General features: G+C 70.6%; 14 protein-coding genes. 7 read left to right on the top strand and 7 right to left on the bottom strand.

Translation table 11 applies throughout. The features are described 5' to 3' along the window. Positions 1–111: 111 nt before the first annotated feature. Positions 112–648, bottom strand: coding sequence for a CGNR zinc finger domain-containing protein (locus tag CQ047_RS16990; protein ID WP_105677100.1), 537 nt, complete (start codon positions 646–648; stop codon positions 112–114). 39 nt (positions 649–687) lie between these two features. Between CQ047_RS16990 and CQ047_RS16985 the strand changes: the two genes are divergently transcribed. From CQ047_RS16985 to CQ047_RS16965, 5 genes are all read left to right on the top strand, one after another. Continuing rightward, positions 688–1,749, top strand: coding sequence for a DMT family transporter (locus CQ047_RS16985; RefSeq protein ID WP_105677098.1), 1,062 nt, complete (start codon positions 688–690; stop codon positions 1,747–1,749). Positions 1,750–1,865: 116 nt separating this feature from the next. Further along, the gene (locus CQ047_RS16980) at positions 1,866–2,534 is read left to right on the top strand and encodes a GntR family transcriptional regulator (RefSeq protein ID WP_105677097.1); all 669 of its coding nucleotides are present in this window, start codon (positions 1,866–1,868) and stop codon (positions 2,532–2,534) included. After that, positions 2,531–4,057 (top strand): MmgE/PrpD family protein, encoded by a 1,527-nt coding sequence (locus CQ047_RS16975; RefSeq protein ID WP_105677095.1) that lies wholly within the window; start codon positions 2,531–2,533, stop codon positions 4,055–4,057. Before CQ047_RS16980 ends, CQ047_RS16975 begins: the two co-directional genes overlap by 4 nt. After that, entirely contained in the window at positions 4,057–4,956 is a 900-nt protein-coding gene (gene prpB / locus CQ047_RS16970; RefSeq protein WP_105677094.1) for a methylisocitrate lyase, read from the top strand. Before CQ047_RS16975 ends, prpB begins: the two co-directional genes overlap by 1 nt. 17 nt (positions 4,957–4,973) lie before the next feature. Beyond that, the gene (locus CQ047_RS16965) at positions 4,974–6,164 is read left to right on the top strand and encodes a bifunctional 2-methylcitrate synthase/citrate synthase (protein WP_105677092.1); all 1,191 of its coding nucleotides are present in this window, start codon (positions 4,974–4,976) and stop codon (positions 6,162–6,164) included. 140 nt (positions 6,165–6,304) lie between these two features. Here CQ047_RS16965 and CQ047_RS16960 read toward each other — a convergent pair whose 3' ends face one another. Further along, entirely contained in the window at positions 6,305–7,840 is a 1,536-nt protein-coding gene (locus tag CQ047_RS16960; RefSeq protein WP_105677091.1) for an alpha-N-arabinofuranosidase, read from the bottom strand. 108 nt (positions 7,841–7,948) lie between these two features. Continuing rightward, on the bottom strand, positions 7,949–8,995 hold the full coding sequence (locus CQ047_RS16955; protein ID WP_105677089.1) for a LacI family DNA-binding transcriptional regulator: 1,047 nt from the start codon (positions 8,993–8,995) through the stop codon (positions 7,949–7,951). Positions 8,996–9,073: 78 nt separating this feature from the next. Between CQ047_RS16955 and CQ047_RS16950 the strand changes: the two genes are divergently transcribed. Beyond that, positions 9,074–10,351, top strand: a complete 1,278-nt coding sequence (locus tag CQ047_RS16950) for an FAD-binding protein (protein ID WP_105677087.1) — start codon at positions 9,074–9,076, stop codon at positions 10,349–10,351. A gap of 10 nt (positions 10,352–10,361) precedes the next feature. Here CQ047_RS16950 and CQ047_RS16945 read toward each other — a convergent pair whose 3' ends face one another. From CQ047_RS16945 to CQ047_RS16930, 4 genes are all read right to left on the bottom strand, one after another. After that, positions 10,362–11,297, bottom strand: a complete 936-nt coding sequence (locus CQ047_RS16945) for an aminoglycoside phosphotransferase family protein (RefSeq protein ID WP_105677085.1) — start codon at positions 11,295–11,297, stop codon at positions 10,362–10,364. Positions 11,298–11,331: 34 nt separating this feature from the next. Beyond that, on the bottom strand, positions 11,332–12,663 hold the full coding sequence (locus CQ047_RS16940; RefSeq protein WP_181155987.1) for a DUF3892 domain-containing protein: 1,332 nt from the start codon (positions 12,661–12,663) through the stop codon (positions 11,332–11,334). 124 nt (positions 12,664–12,787) lie between these two features. Continuing rightward, complete coding sequence (locus CQ047_RS16935) at positions 12,788–15,694, bottom strand: immunoglobulin-like domain-containing protein (protein WP_105677082.1); 2,907 nt, start codon at positions 15,692–15,694, stop codon at positions 12,788–12,790. A 14-nt stretch (positions 15,695–15,708) separates the two neighbouring features. Beyond that, positions 15,709–18,669 carry an immunoglobulin-like domain-containing protein gene (locus tag CQ047_RS16930; RefSeq protein WP_105677080.1) on the bottom strand — a complete coding sequence of 987 codons (2,961 nt, stop codon included), beginning with the start codon at positions 18,667–18,669 and terminating at the stop codon, positions 15,709–15,711. 358 nt (positions 18,670–19,027) lie between these two features. Here CQ047_RS16930 and CQ047_RS16925 point away from each other — a divergent pair, with 358 nt between their 5' ends. Further along, positions 19,028–19,657: a hypothetical protein gene (locus tag CQ047_RS16925; protein WP_105677078.1), complete on the top strand. Its 630-nt coding sequence runs from the start codon at positions 19,028–19,030 to the stop codon at positions 19,655–19,657. Positions 19,658–19,683 lie beyond the last annotated feature (26 nt).

The raw sequence follows: 19,683 nt of genomic DNA, 5'->3' as shown, positions 1-19,683 counted from the left end.
AGTTTGTGAAGAGTGTGAAGTGGTGAAGCTGCTCCGGTCGCGAACCTGGTCCCGATCCGGGCGCTTTCGCGACCAGGTTCGCGACCGGAACGGGAGGGATGCGGCGGCGGGTCAGGGCTCCGAGCGGCGGGCGCGGTAGGCGGCCACCGCATTGCGGTTGGCGCACGTGGTCGAGCAGTAGCGCTTCGAGCGGTTGCGCGAGAGGTCGAGGGCGAGAGCGTCGCACGTGTCGTCGGCGCACACCGAGATGCGGGAGCCCTCGTCGGCGCGGATGACGTCGATCAGCGCCATCGCGGTCTCCACGAGCACGCGGTCGGAGAGAGGCGCGTCGTCGACGATCGCGTGCAGGTGCCAGTCCAGCTCGCCGTGCCGTGTGAGGCGCGGGGCCAGGGTGACCGACGCGAGGGCGTCGTTGACCCGCTCGGCCATCTCGTCGCGCGGAGCCAGCAGCATCTCGCGCAGGCCGGGCCGGAGGGCGCGGAGGGACGCGGCCTCGGCGTCGTCGCGATCGATCCTGCCGGTGTAGGGGAAGGCGCCGAGGAAGGCTTCCTCGTCGGCGGCATCAGCCATCGACTCCGGATCCTCCGCCGTGTTGACCAGCCACACGGCCGCGCGCAGAGCGTCCTCCGTGTCATAGGTGAAGATCATGTTGACATGTTACATCGCGCAGGAGTAGCGTCACATGTCATGAGCGCAGTAGCTAATGACATCGCGCGGGTGACCGCGCCCCGCAGGTCGAATGCCGGCCTGCTCTTCGCGCTCGGCGCCGCGGTCTCGTTCGGCATGTCCGGCATCTTCGCCCGCGGCCTCATCGATGCGGGCTGGACCCCGGGGGCCGCCGTCACCGTGCGCATGTGGGTGGCCGCCCTGGTGCTGCTGGTGCCCACGCTCCTGGCGCTGCGCGGCAAGTGGGGCCTCGTCCGCCGCCACGCGGGAATGGTCCTCGTCTACGGCCTCCTCGCCGTGACCGCCGCACAGCTCTGCTACTTCCAGGCGGTCGCCGTGATGGATGTCGGCATCGCCCTGCTCATCGAGTACACCGCCCCCATCGCCGTCGTCTTCTGGCTCTGGATCCGCAGGGGAGAGAAGCCCACGCGCCGCAGCCTCCTCGGTGCCGCGATCGCCTTCATCGGACTCGTGCTCATGCTCGACGTCCTCACCGGCGCGCAGGTGAACCTCGGCGGCATCCTGTTCGCGCTCGGAGCGATGATCGGCGCCGCGACCTACTTCGTGCTGTCGGCGCGCGCCGACACCGGCCTGCCGCCGATCGCGCTGGCGGGGCTCGGACTCCTCATCGGCGCGATCGGCCTCACCGTCGCTGGTGCCGTGGGTGTGCTCCCCATCGCGTGGACCACGGCCGACGTGGAGTACAGCGTCATCACGGTGCCGTGGTTCGTCCCCGTGCTGGCGATGGGTGTCATCGCGACCGCGCTCGCGTACATCCTCGGCATCGTCTCGACCCGGATGCTCGGCTCCCGCCTGGCGTCGTTCATCGCGCTGTCCGAGGTCGTCGCCGCGATGGTCTTCAGTGCGCTGATGCTCGGTCAGGTCCCCGGCCCGGTTCAGGCGATGGGAGGCGCGCTCGTGCTCGCCGGGGTCATCATCGTCAAGCTCGGCGAGCCCGCGACGGATGCCGTCGCCGAACAGTTCGTCGAGCCGGTCCCCGTGGAGGGGGTTCCTGCGTCTGTGGTGCCTGCCTCTGTGGCGCCTGCGGATGCGGCCCCTGTCGTCGCTGCCGAGCGCGAGTAGCGGCACGAGGCGCCGACTCCGTGCGAGTGGGTGCCGGCGCGGAGCTTATGTATACCTCTTGCGGGGTAGACCACCTCTCATGGCCAACCGTACCGGTTTATGTATACACTGACGGTATGACCCTCGCCGCGGAACGGACCACAGCGAGCGACCGCGCCTACGCGCATCTGCTCGACGGCATCCAGTCCGGCGCGCTCGCCGCGGGCGTCGTGCTGGGCGAGGTCGAGCAGGCGGAGCGCCTCGGCATCAGTCGGACCCCGATGCGCGAGGCGCTGCGCCGGCTCGCCGCAGACGGGCTCGTCGTGCAGCAGTCGCCGCGCGTCACGGTCGTCGCAGATCTCGACGCCGACGACATCCGCGCCCTGTTCGAGATCCGCCGTGCGCTGGAGGAGACCTCTGCGCGTCTCGCCGCATCCCGCGGCGACGCCGCTCTGTTCGCGGCGCTCGCCGAGGAGTTCGCGCACGTCGACCTGACGGCGGATGCAGGGCGCGACGCGTACTACACCCTGATCGCGCGCTTCGATGCGGCCCTCGACGAGGCCGTGGCCAACGACTACATCGCCTCGGCTCTGCGCACCGTGCGCACCCACCTCGTCCGGGTGCGGCGCATGGCGCGAGACAAGCCGGAACGGCTCGCGGCATCCGCGTCCGAACACCGCACGATCGCCCAGGCGCTCGCCGCCCGCGACGGCGACCTCGCCGCCCACGCGACGCACGTGCACCTGCACAACGCGCTCACCGGCATCCTCGACTCCCTGACAGCCAACCCAGAAGGTGTGAAATGACCGTCACCCACCACGTCCGCGTCCACCGCAGCGAAGAGAACCTCGCCCGCGAGGACCAGCTCGCCTGGAAGATCGCCGAGGTCGCCACCGACCGGGTCGAGGTCGAGCCCGCCGTCGTCGACATGATCATCAACCGCATCATCGACAACGCCTCCGTGGCGGCGGCATCCCTCACCCGTCCTCCGATCAACGCCGCCCGCGCGCAGGCGTTCACCCACCCCGTCTCGACCGGCGGGGTCGGGGCGACGGTCTTCGGCGCCGCTCTCGACCACCGCACCAGCCCCGAGTGGGCGGCGTGGGCGAACGGCGTGGCCGTGCGCGAGCTCGACTACCACGACACGTTCCTGGCTGCGGAGTACTCGCACCCTGGCGACAACATCCCGCCGATCCTCGCGGTCGCGCAGCACGTCGGCGCAGATGGCCGAGCGCTTGTCCGCGGCATCGCGACGGGCTACGAGATCCAGATGGACCTCGTGCGCGCGATCTGCCTGCACAAGCACAAGATCGACCACGTCGCGCACCTCGGCCCGTCGGCCGCCGCCGGCATCGGCACCCTGCTCGGCCTCGACGCCGAGACGATCTACCAGGCCGTCGGCCAGGCGCTGCACACGACCACGGCGACCAGGCAGAGCCGCAAGGGCGAGATCTCCACCTGGAAGGCGCACGCCCCGGCCTTCGCGGGCAAGATGGCCGTCGAGGCGGTCGACCGTGCGATGCGCGGACAGACCAGCCCCGCCCCGATCTACGAGGGTGAGGACGGCGTGATCGCCTGGATGCTCGACGGCAAGGATGCCGCGTACGAGGTGCCGCTGCCCGCACCGGGCGAGCCCAAGCGGGCGATCCTCGACTCCTACACGAAGGAGCACTCGGCCGAGTACCAGGCGCAGGCGCTGATCGACCTGGCGCGTCGGCTCCACAACGCCCGCCCGGAGCTGGCCGACCCCGCGAACGTGGAGTCGATCGTCATCCACACCAGCCACCACACGCACAACGTGATCGGCTCCGGGGCGAACGACCCGCAGAAGTACGACCCGACGGCGTCGCGCGAGACGCTCGACCACTCGATCCCGTACATCTTCGCGGTCGCGCTGCAGGACGGCGGATGGCACCACGTCGACTCCTACGCCCCCGAGCGCGCCGGCCGCGCCGACACGGTCGCGCTGTGGCACAAGGTCACCACGGCGGAGGATGCCGAGTGGACGCGCCGCTACCACTCCGAGGACCCCGACGAGAAGGCGTTCGGCGGTCGCGTCGAGATCCGCCTGACCGACGGCTCGACCGTGGTGGACGAGATCGCCGTCGCCGACGCGCATCCGCTCGGGGCCCGTCCGTTCGTGCGGGAGAACTACATCGCGAAGTTCCGTCTGCTGGCGGAGCCGGTGCTGGAGCCCGCCGAGATCGAGCGCTTCCTGGAGCTCGTGCAGCGTCTTCCCGAGCTCACGGCCGCAGAGGTCGGCGAGCTCTCGATCATCGCCCGGCCCGGCCTGCTCGAGGCCGCCGACGCCCCGAAGGGGCTGTTCTGATGCTGTACTCCACCGTCACCTCGGCCGAGAAGCGGCGGCTGTTCCGGGAGCGGCTCGCGAGCGGCGAGCTGCTGCGCTTCCCCGGGGCGTTCAACCCGCTGAGCGCCCGCCTCATCGAGCAGAAGGGCTTCGACGGCGTCTACATCTCCGGCGCCGTCCTCTCCGCCGACCTCGGCCTGCCCGACATCGGGCTCACGACCCTCACCGAGGTCGCGGGACGGGCGAAGCAGATCGCGCGCATGACCGACCTGCCCGCGATCGTCGACGCCGACACCGGGTTCGGCGAGCCGATGAACGTCGCCCGCACGATCCAGGAGCTCGAGGATGCGGGGCTCGCGGGCACCCACATCGAAGACCAGATCAACCCCAAGCGCTGCGGCCATCTCGACGGCAAGAGCGTCGTCGACGAGGACACCGCGATCAAGCGCATCCGTGCGGCGGCCGACGCGCGTCGCGACGAGAACTTCCTCATCATGGCGCGCACCGACATCCGCGCGATCGAGGGGCTGGATGCCGCGATCGACAGGGCGAAGGCGCTGGTGGATGCCGGGGCCGACGCGATCTTCCCCGAGGCCATGCGCACGCTGGAGGAATTCGAGGCGATCGCGAACGCGGTGGACGTGCCGATCCTCGCCAACATGACCGAGTTCGGCAAGTCCGAGCTGTTCTCCACGGATCAGCTGCGGGATGCCGGGGTGAACCTCGTCATCTGGCCGGTGTCGCTGCTGCGCATCGCGATGGGCGCTGCAGGCCGCGCACTGGATACGCTGAACGACGAGGGGCACCTGACCTCGAAGCTCGGAGAGATGCAGCACCGCGCCGATCTCTACGATCTGATCGACTACGAGTCGTACAACCACTTCGACTCCGGCGTCTTCAACTTCACACTCGAGCGGTAACCCACGAAGGAGTGACCATGACCGAGCCGGACATCAAGAAGGGCCTCGCAGGCGTCGTCGTCGACACGACGGCGATCTCGAAGGTCAACCCCGAGACGAACAGCCTGCTCTACCGCGGCTACCCCGTGCAGGAGCTCGCGGCGACGCAGTCGTTCGAGGCCGTGGCGTACCTGCTGTGGCACGGCGAGCTGCCCACGCCAGAGGAGCTGGCCGCTTTCCGGCTGACCGAGCGGCAGCACCGCGCGCTCTCTCCCGAGGTCAAGGACGCGATCGACCGGCTGCCGCTGGACTCGCATCCGATGGACGAGGTGCGCACCGCGGTGAGCGTGATCGGCGCGATCGAGACGGCGGGCATCGCCAACGTGCTGGATGCCGTCGGCACGCCGGAGGAGAACCAGGAGCGCAGCCTCACGCTGTTCGCCGCGCTCCCGGCGATCGTGTCGTACGGGCAGCGCCGTCGCCGGGGACTCGACCCCGTCGAGTCGCGCGACGACCTCGACTACGCCGCGAACTTCCTCTGGCTCACGTTCGGTGAGGAGCCCGACCCGGTGGTGGTCGACGCGTTCAACCGCTCGATGATCCTCTACGCGGAGCACTCCTTCAACGCCTCCACGTTCACAGCTCGGGTGATCACGTCGACCCTCAGCGACCTGTACTCGGCGGTCGTCGGGGCGATCGGCGCGCTCAAGGGTCCGCTGCACGGCGGAGCGAACGAGGCCGTCATGCACATCTTCGACGAGATCGGCACGGCCGACCAGGTCGAGGGCTGGCTCGATGCCGCACTCGCCGAGAAGCGCAAGATCATGGGCTTCGGGCACCGCGTGTACAAGCGGGGCGACTCCCGCGTGCCGACCATGAAGGCCGCGCTGGACTCGCTCGTCGCGCACTACGACAAGCCGGCCGTCGGCGAGCTGTACGACAGGCTCGAGAGCGAGTTCGTCGGACGCAAGGGCATCTACCCGAACCTCGACTACCCCTCGGGTCCGGCGTACAACCTCATCGGCTTCGACACGCTCACCTTCACTCCGCTGTTCGTGGCTGCGCGCATCACCGGATGGACCGCGCACATCATCGAGCAGCAGTCGTCGAACGCGCTGATCCGTCCGCTGTCGCTGTACGACGGTCAGGATGAGCGCCACATCGACGAGTACGAGCCCGACACCGCGGCGATCGACGTGCTCGATCGTCCGGAGGAGGCCGCCGGCTGAGTCCTCCGGGCTCTTCGGCAGGCTCAGGGACCCCGTTCCGACCAGCGCCGAGACCCATCATCAACGCCGAGACCCACCCCCGCCGACGTGTGCGGGGGTGGGTCTCGGCGTTCTCAGTGGGTCTCGGCGCTCAGGCGGCGTCAGGCCCGCGTCACGTCCAGCTCGATGACCGACCACGACAGCGGGGGGAGGGTCGCGCGCACGGCGCCGCTGACGACCTCGGCGGCCGCGAGCGGCACCATGTGCACGGCGTCGGGGGTGGTCTCGAGGTTCGCGGTGCTGCGGTCGCCGCCCTCCGGCACGGTGAGCGTCTCGGCGTGGCGCAGGCGCACGTCGCCCAGGCCGTGCAGGTCGATCGTGAGGTCGTTCTGCTCCTCCAGTGAGCGGTTGGCGACGAACACCACGAGCCTGCCCGACTCCTCGTCCCAGGTCGCCGCGGCGTCGATCGAGTCCACGTCGCCGTAGCGCTTCGTGCTGATCTGCGAGGCGGTCACGGCGAGGCGCAGGATGCGGCCCTTCGCGAGGCGCGCCATGCGCTCGAAGGGCCAGAAGCTGGTCTGGCGCCAGGCCGGGCCGTTCTCCTCCGCCCTGATCGGCGCGATCACGTTGACGAGCTGGGCCTGGTTGGCGATCTTCACGCGATCGCCGTGCCGCAGGAGGCTGTTCAGCAGGGTGCCGACGACGACGGCATCCGTCACCGAGTAGGTGTCCTCGATGATCCGCGGATGCTGCCGCCACCCGGCCGCGGCGATCTCGGCCGCCTCGACCTCGTTGTACCGCACCTGATCCCACACGTTCCACTCGTCGAACGAGATGTCGACCTGCTTCGTGTGCTTTCCGGCGGCCTTGACCGCGTCCACCGTGGCGATGACGCCCTCGATGAACGCGTCCATGTCGACGGACTCGGCGAGGAAGGACGCGGCATCCTCGTCGTGCTCCTGGTAGTAGGCGTGCATCGAGATGTAGTCGACCTCGTCGTACGCGTGGGTGAGCACGGTGTGCTCCCAGGAGCCGAACGTCGGCATGGAGCGACTGGACGAGCCCACGGCGACGAGCTCGATCGTCGGGTCGACCAGCTTCATGGCCTTCGCGGACTCCTGCGCCAGCCGGCCGTACTCGGCCGCGGTCTTGCCGCCGATCTGCCACGGTCCGTCGAGCTCGTTGCCCAGGCACCAGAGCGTGATGTCGAACGGCTGCTCGGCGCCGTTCTTCCGACGGAGGTCCGACCAGTACGTGCCGCCGGGGTGGTTGGCGTACTCGACGAGGGCGCGGGCCTCCTCGACACCGCGGGTGCCGAGGTTGACGGCCTCCATGACCTCGGCGCCCGCCTCCTGCGCCCAGTCCATGAACTCGTGCAGACCGAAGGCATTCGTCTCGATCGTGTGCCAGGCGCCGTCGATGCGCACGGGGCGGTCGGCCACCGGGCCCACCCCGTCTTCCCAGCGGTAGCCGGAGACGAAGTTGCCGCCGGGGTAGCGCACCACTGTCGGACCCATCTCCTTCACGAGGGCGAGCACGTCCGTGCGGAAGCCGCGCTCGTCGGCCAGCGGGTGCCCGGGCTCGTAGATGCCGGTGTAGACGCAGCGTCCCATGTGCTCGACGAACGACCCGAAGAGTCTCCGGGGGACGTCGCCGATCGTGAAGTCGCGGTCGACGGTGATGCGGGCCTGGGTCATCGCTCTCCTTGGATCCGAGTCCGACGCCGAACGGGAACGGCGCGGATCTCCATCATTACATCGATGTAATCGAGGAGCAAGGATGCCGTCGGCATCCGTCCGCACCCGTCAGGGACGGTAGCCGCGAGGACGGCCCTGCGTACTCGCGCGCTCTTCCAGCCGGTGCGGCAGGGTGACGCCCCGAGGGGCGGCGCCGCGGTCGTCGATGCGGGACTCGAGGAGTCCGAGCGCGGCGTCGGCGACGGCTCGGCGCTCGAACGCGATCGTCGTGAGGGCGGGGGAGGCGAACCGCGAGAACTCGATGTCGTCGAAGCCGGTCACGATCACGTCGCCCGGCACGCTCACGCCGCGTTCGTGCAGGGCGTGCAGCGCGCCGAGCGCGAGGGCATCGGTGAACGCGACGATCGCGTCGAACGCGACGCGGCGTTCGTAGAGCGTCCGCACGGCGTCGGCCCCTCCGGTCGCGGCCCAGTGGAGAGGGTTGATCTCGAGGGCGGGGTCGCGGGCGATGCCCGCCTCGCGGAGGGCGTCGTGCACGCCCTCCAGCCGGAGGCGGCTCGTCGCGGTGGCCGCGGCCGGGTCGTCGTCGGCGCCGACCACCGCGATCCGGGTGGCCCCACGGGACAGCACGTGCCTGGTCGCGTCCGCCGCGGCACGGCGGCTGTCGATCCTGACGTGGTCGGCCCTGTTCTGCTCGACCTCGCCGATCACCACGAGGGGCGGCAGTCGATCGGCGTACTTCAGGACGCTGTCCTCCAGCCGGATGGGGTTGAGGATAAGACCGTCGACGAGGCGGGCGCGAGCCCGGGAGACGAGCTCCTTCTCCCGCTCCGGCACCGACGCGGTCTCCTCGATCTGCACGGCGAGCCCCCTCTCGTGAGCGGCCTCGACGATGTGCTGCACGAGCTCGGCGGAGAACGCGCTGGCGAGGTCGGGGAGGGCGACGGCGATGATTCCCGAGCGGCCCTTGCGCAGTCCGCGGGCGCTGAGGTTCGGCACGAAGTCGAGCTGCGCCATCGCCGACTCGACCCTCGTGCGCGTCTCCTCGCGGACGGCGACGGCGCCCGTCACGACGTTCGACACCGTCTTGATCGACACGCCGGCGAGAGCGGCGACGTCCTTCATGGTGGCGCGCGGCGGCAGCATCGCTGTCATCCGGTCAGCCTATCCTCCGGCCCTCGCTCCGCCGATCTGCATCGATGTAATCCTCCGCGTGGAGGCTACGATGACGCCATGAGCATCGAGCGCAACTGGGCGGGCAACGTCGTGTACCGGGCGTCGTCCGTCGAGCATCCGGAGTCGGTCGACGAACTGCGCGATCTGCTCGGGCGCGGCGGCCCCGTGCGGATGCTCGGCTCCCGCCACTGCTTCACCGACATCGCCGACACCGACGGCGTGCTGATCGCGCTCGACCGGATGCCGCGCCGCATCGAGGTCTCTCCGCAGCGCGACACCGTGCGCGTGTCGGGGGCCCTCCGCTACGGCGACCTCGCTCCCGTCCTGGAGGAGCAGGGTCTCGCCCTCGCGAACCTCGCCTCTCTGCCCCACATCTCCGTCGCCGGCGCGGTCGCGACGGGCACCCACGGCTCCGGCGACGCGATCGGCTCCCTCGCGAGCGCCGTCAGCGGGCTCACGATCATGACCCCGGCGGGGGAGACCGTGGAGCTGACTCGGGGCGACGAGGGCTTCGACGGGGCCGTCGTGTCGCTCGGGGCGCTGGGCGCCGTCATCGACCTGACGCTCGACGTCGAGCCGACCTATCAGGTCGCCCAGCACGTGTACGAGCATCCGTCGTGGGAGGCGATCCTCGCCGATCTCGACGCCGTCACCGGCGCGGGCACCAGCGTGAGCATCTTCACGACCTGGCAGCGCACCGACGTCGCCGACCAGATCTGGATCAAGCAGCGCGTCCCGGCGTCGAGGGCCGAGGCCCGCAGCCAGCAGTCGTCGCGTGAGGGTCTCGCCGCCGCGCTCGGCGCCGAGGCCGCCGACGGCGAACGGCATCCGATCCTCGGCGTGGACCCCGCGGCCTGCACCGCGCAGGAGGGCGTCGCCGGTCCGTGGTTCCAGCGGCTGCCGCACTTCCGGCTGGAGTTCACGCCCTCCGCCGGAGCGGAGATCCAGAGCGAGTTCCTCGTCGCGCGAGCGGATGCGGTCGCCGCGATCTCCGCCGTGCGCGCGCTCGCCGACCGCATCGCCCCGCTGCTGCTGGTCACCGAGATCCGCACGGTGCGCGCCGACGAGCTGTGGCTGAGCTCGTCGTTCGGGACGGATGCCGTCGGCATCCACTTCACGTGGAAGCCGGAGGAGGAGGCCGTGCGCGCGCTGCTCCCCGTGATCGAGGCGGCGCTGCCCGCCTCCGCGCGCCCGCACTGGGGCAAGGTCTTCACGCTCGACGCGGCCGAGGTGCGGGCTCGTTACCCGCGGTGGGACGACTTCGCGGCCCTGGCCGCCGCCTACGACCCGGATCGCCGTCTCGTGGGTCCGTACCTGGAGCGGCTCGGGCTCTGAGCGGAGCGTCTCAGGGCGTGCGCCGCAACTCCGGCGCCGCGAGGATGCGCGACAGCGTGCGGCGGCCGAGCTCGCTCATCGTCGGGTGCGACTCGCGGTAGTACCAGACCAGACCCATCGCCTGCTGCAGGGCCCAGGCGGCTCCGCGCCGCCACACGAGCTCCTCGTCCCTCGACGCCGAGGGATCCGCGCTGCGCAGCGCCTCGCGGAAGACCGCTCTGGCGTCGGCGTCCAGGAGATGCCAGCCGGAGACGAGGTCGAGCGCGGGGTCGGCCGGGGCGAAGCCCCCGCCGTCGAGCACGCCGCCCAGCCGCTCGCCGTCGAGGAGCAGGTTCGCTGGGATCAGGTCGCCGTGCGACATCACATCGGGGCCGGACGAGGGGAGCACACGCAGCTCCCGCCACAGCGCCCGAAGTTCGTCGACCGGGAGGAGCCCCTCGCTCTCACGGAAGCAGAGGTCGAGCCAGTCGTCGGAGTCGGGGAGGTGGCCGCCGCGTCCATTCCCGGAGAAGACGCGGCCCCTCGTGTCGGCGCTGCGGAGGGCGGAGACGAGCGCCGCGAGGTCGCGGGCGAACACGGGGGAGTGCGCCGCGGCATCCGGGGACGCGACCTCGCCGGGGATCCAGGTCTGGATCGACCAGGGCAGCGGGTAGCCGCGTCCGGGGGCGCCGATCGCGAGGGGGACCGGGGTCGGCACGGTGGCGTGCGCGGCGAGCTCGTGCATCGCGGCGGACTCCGCGGCCAGGGTCGCCGTCGTCTCCTCGGGGTCGGCGGCGACGAGCGGGAATCGTGCCGCGGCGCCGTCTCCGATGCGGAAGATCGCGTTCACGGTGCCGGCGACGGCGATACGGCGCACCGGCTGGTCACGCCACCGCGGGAACTGCTCGTGGATCAGCGCGGCGACCGTCTCGGTCTCGATGAGCAGCTCGTCGTCGTGCAGGGGCATGGGGCCATCCTGTCGCATGCCCGCCCGCGGTCGCTCAGGTGACCGTCCAGTCCAGGGTCGCCCCGTCGTCATCTCCGTCGAACTGCCTGGTCGGGCTGGCGTACACGCAGTCCACATCGGTCGGGTCGCCCGTGGAGCAGTACGGCATCTGCGGATCGATCGCCGCCACGGTGAAGAGATGGCCATCCTCGAAGGAGACGGTCTCCGTCGCCTCGTAGTCGACGGTCGTCTCGTGCGACCACGCCCCGGTGGAGTGGTCGAACAGCCAGATGCCGAGGGCCGCCTGCCGGTTGGACCGGTTCTCGATGCGCAGCTCCTTCACCCCCGTCGGCGCGGTGATCCGCTGCGTGGTCAGCACGACCCCGCTGTTGCGCCTGACCTTGCTCCCCGCCGCCGGGGACTGGGACTCGACCTGCAGATTCGTGTTCACGTCGACCGGCCCGATCAGCGTGACCTGCAGGGGCACAGCCCACAGCGCGGTGAGCGCGGCATCCAGGCGCTGTCCGATCACACCGGGCACCGTCACCTGGTCGCTCGGCGGCTGCACAGGAGGAGACGTGGGCTCCACGAGCGTGAACCCCACCGCCTGACCGCCCGTCTGCGTCCTCCCGCCCATCAGGCAGTTCACGTTGATCGACGTCGCCGTGACCGCGCACCCGTAGCGGCGCTTGCGCCATTCGGAGCGGGTGGGGCGCACGTGCATCCGCGCCTCCGTCATGCGGCTCGGCTTGGTCGGATCCGGTGTCCCGTCCGGATGCGTCAGCACGTAGTCGATCGAGCACCACCCCCGGCCCGCCTCCTCGATCGAACGCCGGGGCTCCGGCGCATCCGTCGTCACCACGGGGAGCACCACGGGATCCGCCGCGCCGATCTGGGCGGGGAAAGGCACCAGCACGTCCAGACGGAACGTCGGCGGATTCCCGTCGTGGAACCCCTGCGGCACCGGGATCATGAGCGAGGAGCCCACGGCGTGATCGCCCGTGAACAGCGTCTCCCACCGTCGGTTGCGCAGCACCTGGATCGAGCGGATGCGGGTCTGCGCCATGGCAGACGGGCCAGGCAGGCTCAACGGGAACCCGGGCATCAGACCCGCCAGCGGGGCGGGGTTCACGGGCAGCGAGTCGAGGTTGTTCGGCGTCCAGCTGTCGGGGATCGTCGTCAGGTGCCGCTGGCCGCCGCTCCCGCGCACGACGACCATCGCGTAGCGGTCGCCGACGTGGGTGAAGAAGTCCCAGAGGCGGGAGTCGATCGCGGCCACGGCCTCCCCGACCGTCAGCCCCCACGGCATCCCCGTCGCGGTCGCACCGCCGATGTGGGTGATGTGACCGTCGCGGTCCTTTCCGACCCAGAGCACGGGAACGCACATGATGACCTCCTCCGAGAGACTGTGTAGAGGAGGAGCCGCGACGCGCTGATCTGATACACGTCGGGCCGATGCGGAGCAGCTCCGCATCGGCCCGACGAGGCTCACGCCCGCGAGTGCGATGGCGTCAGCAGGTGCGCCCGGCGAACGAGCCGGATGCCGCGGCGACGCCGCCGACCGAGGCCTGCACCTGACCGGCCGCGATCGAGGCCGCCCTGGTCGTGTAGGTGACGGTCGTGCTCTTGCCTCCGGCGACGTCCACGATGCGCTCGCCGTAGGGCGAGGCCAGGGCGACTTCGACGGCGGAGACCGCCGCGTTCGACACCTTCGCGGTCACGACGACCTTGCCGACGACGCAGCGGGACGACACGTCGAGACCGACGCCCGGTGTGACCGTGACGGTGGCCGTGACCGGCATCCGCGAATCGTCCTGCGCGATGCCGCGCACTGTGAAGGCGCCGGGGGACGCGTAGTCGGCCGGGTCCACTCCCGCCCAGGCGACGTCGACCGTGGAGGTCGCGCCGCTCGCGGTCGTCAGCACGGCCTTCGGCAGCGAGGGCGCGCGACCGGCGGTGGTGGATGCCGTGATCGGGGCGACCTCGGTCACCGCGATCTCCGGCGCGAAGCCCTCGAGCACCGTCTGGTACTCGGCGCGGGTGACCGGGATCACCGTGCCGTGGCGCGGCTTTCCTCCGTCGCTGTTCTGCGGCAGGTTCGCGCGCAGGATGGACCCGAGCGGCTGCCACGACGATCCGTTCGCGATGTCGTCCGACCCGAACGGGATGTAGTGGTTCGGCCCGCCGTGGTAGTTCGGCTGATCGATGAACAGGTACCACTCGAAGCCGTTCACGTCTCCCGGGTTGGAGGGGAAGATGCTCGGTCCCTCGCCGCTGGAGTACGTGCCTCCCGGCTCGCCGTTCGGCAGTCCGGTCGCGATCTGCTCCTTGACCAGCGTCCACTGGTGAGCGGCGCCGGAGGTTCCGGGCAGCGCACCGGTGATGGTCGCGAGCAGGTCGGTCGACTTCTCCTCGCGGAGGGTCATCGACGCCTCGTCCTTCGTGAAGCGGTAGTACACGCCGTCCTGCTTCGCGACCGTGGAGTCGATCAGGCCCTTGCCCGTGCCACGCGGCACGTCTGACCACACCTGCGGCTCCGAGAAGGTCACGAAGTCGTCGGTGGTCGCGTACATCATGCGGTTGTAGGTCACCGCTGTGCGGCTCGCGGCGTCGGTCGTCGGGTACAGGTTCGACGCCCAGAAGACCACGTAGCGGCCGAGCTCGTCGTCCCAGTACGCCTCGGGCGCCCAGGTGTTGCCGGCGTAGGCCGACGACACCTGCACGTGGCGCTGCGCCGACCAGTTCACGAGGTCGGTGGACTCCCACACCTCGATGAACAGCGACCCGGAGATCTGCGCGGTCGTGAAGCCGCCGGCGAGGCCGTCGATCTTCAGGTCGGTGGCGAGCATGTAGAACTTGTCGCCCTCGTGCGAGCGGATGATGAACGGATCGCGCAGGCCCTGCGTGCCCTGCGAGGACGCGAAGATCGGCTCTCCGTCGTTCAGGGTGTTCCAGCGCAGCGCGTCGTCGCCCTTCGAGGCGGCGAGGCTGACGCGCTCGGCGCCCGCGCCCTCACCCGTGAAGAACGCCCACACGTACGCCTCGGGGTCTCCGGCGTCCGCCGGCTGCGGGCGCACGGTCAGCGTGAACTGGCGGCTCGCGGTGGCTGCTCCGCTCGTCGCCGTCGCGGACAGCACGACGGTCGCGGCGGCGGCATCGGCTGCGGGGCGCGTGATCGACACGGTCGCGACGCCGGCCTTGACGCCCTCGCGGAGGGTCGCCGCGGCGCCACCGGAGACGACGGTCCAGTCCAGGGTCGATCCGTGGGCCCCGCTCGTCGGAACCGAGAACGACGTGCGGACGTCGTCCTGACCGGCGATCGAGACGGCGGCGATGTCGGCATCCGCCTTCGCCTGCGCCGACAGCTCGGCCGGGATCGTCACGGAGAACGTGCGGGTCGTCGTGGCCCCGCCCAGCGTGAAGGTCGCGGTGAGGGTGGCGACGGCATCGGCTGAGCCCGGAGCCGGTCGCGTCACGGTGGCGGATCCGCCCGACACCTGCACGGCGGCGGCGTCGGACGTCCACGAGATGGCCACACCGCTGCTGCTGGTCGGCAGGGTGAAGGACGCGGTCGCCGTGCCAGGCACCGAGACCGCTGCGACGGCCCGGTCGAGCGCCTGGTCGGAGAAGACCTGCTGCACCTGCGCCGCGCTGAGAGCGGTGGAGTAGACGGCGAAGTCGTCGACATCGCCCGCCCACCCGTTGTCGTTGTAAGTCGAACGGCCGAGGTACGACACGAGCGACGAGCCGAACGACGCCACGGAGCGCGCGATGGGCACGGACGAGATCTGCGCGCCGTTGACGTACGTCGTGAGCGTGCCGGCGACGCCGTCGATCACGGTCGTGTACAGCGCAGGGCCCGATGGTGTGCGGATGCCGCTGCTCGCCGCGTTCGTGGCGCCGGCTCCGACCTCGGTGCCCCAGGGCGCCGAGGGGTTCGTCGCGTTCGTCACGACCGACTTCACGTAGCCGTTCGGATTCGTCGGGTTCAGCAGCCAGTATCCGCTGGAGTAGCTCGCACCGGAGGCGACGGGGGCGCCGATGAAGGCGGCCGCCGTGTTGGCGGCCCCCGACCGGCCGGTGAGCCAGGTCGACACGGTCAGCTGCTGCGCCCCGACGAGCCCGGCCGTCGGGATCTCGAGATAGCCCGCGGTGGCCTTGGCGCCTCCGGGCAGCGTGAGCTGCCCGTTCTGCACGGTGGCGCCGGTCTGCTTGATCACGCCGTCGTAGCCGTTGCCCGATGCGTCGCCGACGGTGCCGCCGGCGGCGGAGTCGAACGTGTAGTGGATGAGCGGTGCGGGACCGCCCGCGGCGACCGAGGCGGTGTGCGTGGACACCGCTCCGATCGCCACGATGGTCGCCGTGGCGGCGGCGATGGCCGCCGTCTTCCTGATGCTCCTGGAGAGCAGGGTCGTCATGTTCTCTTCTCCGATCAGCCGCAGGCGCCGGCGGGGATGGGGGTGGTGGCTCCGTAGGTCTGCCCGTCCGCGCCCGTGGCGGTCACGGCGACCGTTCCGGCGGGGACCGTGGTCAGGCGGCTCGCGAACGACGCCGACGTCGAGGCGCCCGCCGCGAGCGAGACCGTCTTCGAGCCGTACGGGGTCGCGACGGTCACGTCGGCGCGGACCGCCGAGGCGTTGTGCACGGCGACGACGACCTGCGCCTTGCCGGCGACACAGCGGAGCGTGGCGTTCGCGGTGATCGTCAGGCCGTCCACGGGGGCGGCGGCCGAGGCGGAGGTCGAGACGAGCCCGTCGCGGTAGCCGTCGTACGTCGCGGTGACGCTGGTCACCCCGGCGGGCACGGTGACCGTCGCCGTGCCGTCGCTCAGCGCGACCGTGGTGCTCCAGGAGCCGCCGGCGAAGGTCACGGCGCCGGCGACGTCTCCGCCGTCTGCGGCGGTGACGGATGCCGTCGCCTGCCGACCGTTCACCGTGAGAGCCGTCGACGAGGAGACGGCCGCGATCGACGTCCAGTCGTGCATCGCGGTGAGCACGGTCTGCGGGACGCTGACGAACGCGCCGTGCCGCGGGCTCGCGGGGAGTCCACTCTGGGGTCGCACGTTCCAGGTGGACCGCTGCGAGAGGCGGTTCGACTGGCTGCTCGAGGCGATCTCATCGCCCGTGGTCACGAACGCGCGGTAGCCGCCGGCGCCGTAGTTGTCGACGAGGAAGACGTAGCCGTCGCCGCTCGTGTTGTTCGGGTCGCCCTCGTTGAGCTTGATGATCTCGGGGCCTTCTCCGGCCTGCCCGGTCTCGAGGCTCGTCATGCGGGTGTCGGTGAGCTGCCAGGTCTGGGTCGGGTCGGCGCTCCAGTTCGACGAGGTGGTCGGCGCGGTGAGGACCTTCGAGCGCTCCAGGAAGATGTCCTTGCCCGCCTCGAGGGTGCCGGCGGCGCCGGACTCCTCGTTCTTCGTGAAGCGGTAGTAGTAGTCGCCGATCTTCGTGACGGTCGAGTCGATGCGCGCGTACCCGGTGTCCTGCCAGCTCGCGGGCGGCGAGGTGAACGTCTGGAAGTCGCGGGTGAGCACGGCGAACATGCGGGCGTAGAGCTTGTCCGTGTTCGTGTGGGAGGCGTCGGAGTACAGGCGCGAGGCGAAGAACACGACGTAGGACTGCAGCTCGTCGTCCCAGTACGCCTCGGGGGCCCAGGTCATGCCGGCCTCGGGCTGGTTGATCGTGATGCCGGTGTTCTCGCCGTTGGTGCGGTCCCAGTGCACGAGGTCGGTCGATTCCCAGACCTCGACCTTGAGACTGCCCTGCGACTGCGCGGGGCCCCAGCCGGTGCCGCAGCCGATGCAGAGGTCGGTGGCGATCATGTAGTACTTGTCGCCGTCGTGCGAGCGCAGGATGTACGGGTCGCGCAGACCCTTGGTGTCGGCGGTGGAGGCGATCACGGGGTTGCCGCCGTTGACGGGGGAGAACGTGAAGAAGTCGTTTCCGCTGGTCGCCGCCTGGTAGATCTTCTCGTCGCTGTCGGACTTGAAGTAGGCGCTGGCGTAGCCGGCATCCGGTGCGGTGCGGCCGTGCTCGGCGACCGTCACGGCGAACTCGCGCTGCACGGTCGTGCCGTTCAGGGTCGCGTGCGCGGTGAGGGTGACCTCGCGGTCGCCGGCGCCGTATGCAGGGCGCTCGACGAGGCCGCCGCCCCGGTACGGGTCGGCCATGCCGACGGCGGGGGCCACGTAGGCGGGGTCGGTGGGGGTGACCAGGGCGGCGTCGGACGACGTCCACGTGATGGTCGATCCGTCGACGGCGCCCCTCGTGACGAGCGGGAGGTTCTCGGTGGTGCGCGGGGCGATCGAGAGCGCATCGAGGTCGGCGGAGGCGGATGCCGCGGCGACGGTCACGGAGAACGTGATCGGCGAGCCCTGGGCGGGGGTCGCGGTGAGGGTCACGGCGGTGTCGGAGGTGACGGAGCGGGACACCACGCCGGTGTTCGAGATCACCGAGGGGGCCGAGGACGACCAGGTGAGCGCGACGCCGTTGGAGGATGCCGGAAGCACGAGGTTGCTGCGCACGGCGTCGAGGGAGCTGTTCGCGCCGACGATGATCGGCAGCAGATCGGAGCGGAGCAGGCCCTGCGTGGTGGCGGCCTTCTGGCCGGAGGTGGGCATGCTCGCCGCGACCTGCGCGGCCGTGAGCGAGGTGTCCCAGAACTTCACGTCGGTGACGTCGGCCTGCAGCAGCGCGTCGCCCGTGTAGAGCGAGCGGCCGAGGTAGCCGAGCGTGCTGCCTGTGGGGATGATCGAGCTGAGGTTGTACGCGTGCGTGGCGGTCGAGATGACCTGGCCGTCGCGGTACAGGGTGAGCGTGCTGCCGCTGCCGACCATGGTGAGGGTGGTGAAGCCGGGGTTCAGGCCGCCGCCAGCGGGCAGGCGCACCTCGCCGTTGCTGCTTCCCGACTTCACGCGGATGCCGGAGAGCACCTGGTTCGCGTAGGCGCCCTCCGCGGAGCGGGGGTTGACGAACACGTGATTGCCGAGCTGGGCGGTGTTCCACGCGCCGACGCCGTCGCCGATGACCCATCCGAACTGGTTGGTCGCGGTCTGCGTCGCCACGGTGTACTCGACGGTGAAGTCGTTGTCGGCGCCGGTGACGAGCCCCTGGGGGAGGCTCGCGTACCCGTCCTTCTTGAACCTCAGCACGGCGTCGCCCGACGCGTCGACGAACGACGCGTCGGTGAATCCGGTGAGCGCGGCGTTGCGGCCGTTGCCCGACACGTCGATCAGCGCCTGACCAGAGTGCGACATGTCGTAGTGCGCGGCCGGTGCGGGCACGTCGGCCGCGAACGCCGCCGAGGGGGCGAACGCGCAGACGGATGCCGCCAGCGAGCCGATCACGCCGGCGGCGAGCATCCGGCGGCGTCGAGGTGGTCGGGTGGGTGCGCTCATGGGCGGTACTCCTTGTCGTCGTTGACGGGCGTGCGGCAGGGCTCCGGCTGCGCCTGGTGAGCCCTCGGGTGGGCTTCCTCGGGGAATGTTAGCGGACACAACACCGAAAAGACAGGGGTCGGTGAAATGGTTGCGACCGGGGAATCCGATGCTGGCGTGCACGCGCGGCCGTATGCTAAAGTCGGCCCGTTACCGGTAACAGACAGTGATCGGTAGACGCCACGCCCACTGCTGGGAGTGGAAGCGGCAAGGACGCCCATGCAGTTCCTGCCCGAATCCGAGGAGCGCACCCGACAGCTCCTCGGCTGATCGCCGATTCGGTGCGGCATCCGCCGGCCGAGGAACTGGAGAAACGAAGATGATGAAGAAGGGCACCGCAGCACGCTGCGCAGCCGGAATCCTGGGCGGGCTGCTGCTCGTCGGCGTCGGCTCGGCCGCCTTCGCCGAGTTCCCCGACGCCGAGGACACCGACGGCGTCGACGTCAAGGTCGACATCGCCCCCACCGCGAACGGCGCGCTCAGCCTCACCGTCGCGAACACCGAGACCACTCTCACCGAGAGCGGGACGACGGCATCCTTCCGCCAGTTCACCGGCGCTCTGCCGAACGTGACCGTCACCGACACCCGCACCGACGTCCCTGCCGGGGTCGCCTGGTACGTCGTCGGTCAGGCAGGGGACTTCGTCGGCACCGCCGGCCAGCCGAACATCACCCCCGACCACCTCGGCTGGGCTCCGGCCGTCGTCACGGCCAACGACGGCGAGGTCGCACCCGGCGACGTCGTCGACACCTCGCTCGACTCCGGTCAGAACGCGGTCGGCCTCGCCGGTCAGGAGCTGCTCTACCTGGCTCTCGATTCCGCCGACGCCAAGGCCGTCTCCGGGCAGTGGACCGCGAACGCCAACCTCGTGCTGAAGACCCCGGTCACCGTGGCACCCGGGTCGTACACCTCGCTGCTCACGCTGTCCCTCTTCGAAGACGCGTACTGATCCCCCCCCATCGTCTGCCGGTGACG

The organism is Microbacterium sp. MYb72 (genome assembly GCF_002979415.1).
Classification (GTDB): domain Bacteria; phylum Actinomycetota; class Actinomycetes; order Actinomycetales; family Microbacteriaceae; genus Microbacterium; species Microbacterium natoriense.
Note: the sequence above shows the minus strand (reverse complement) of the source record. Positions and strands in the feature narration are given on the sequence as shown.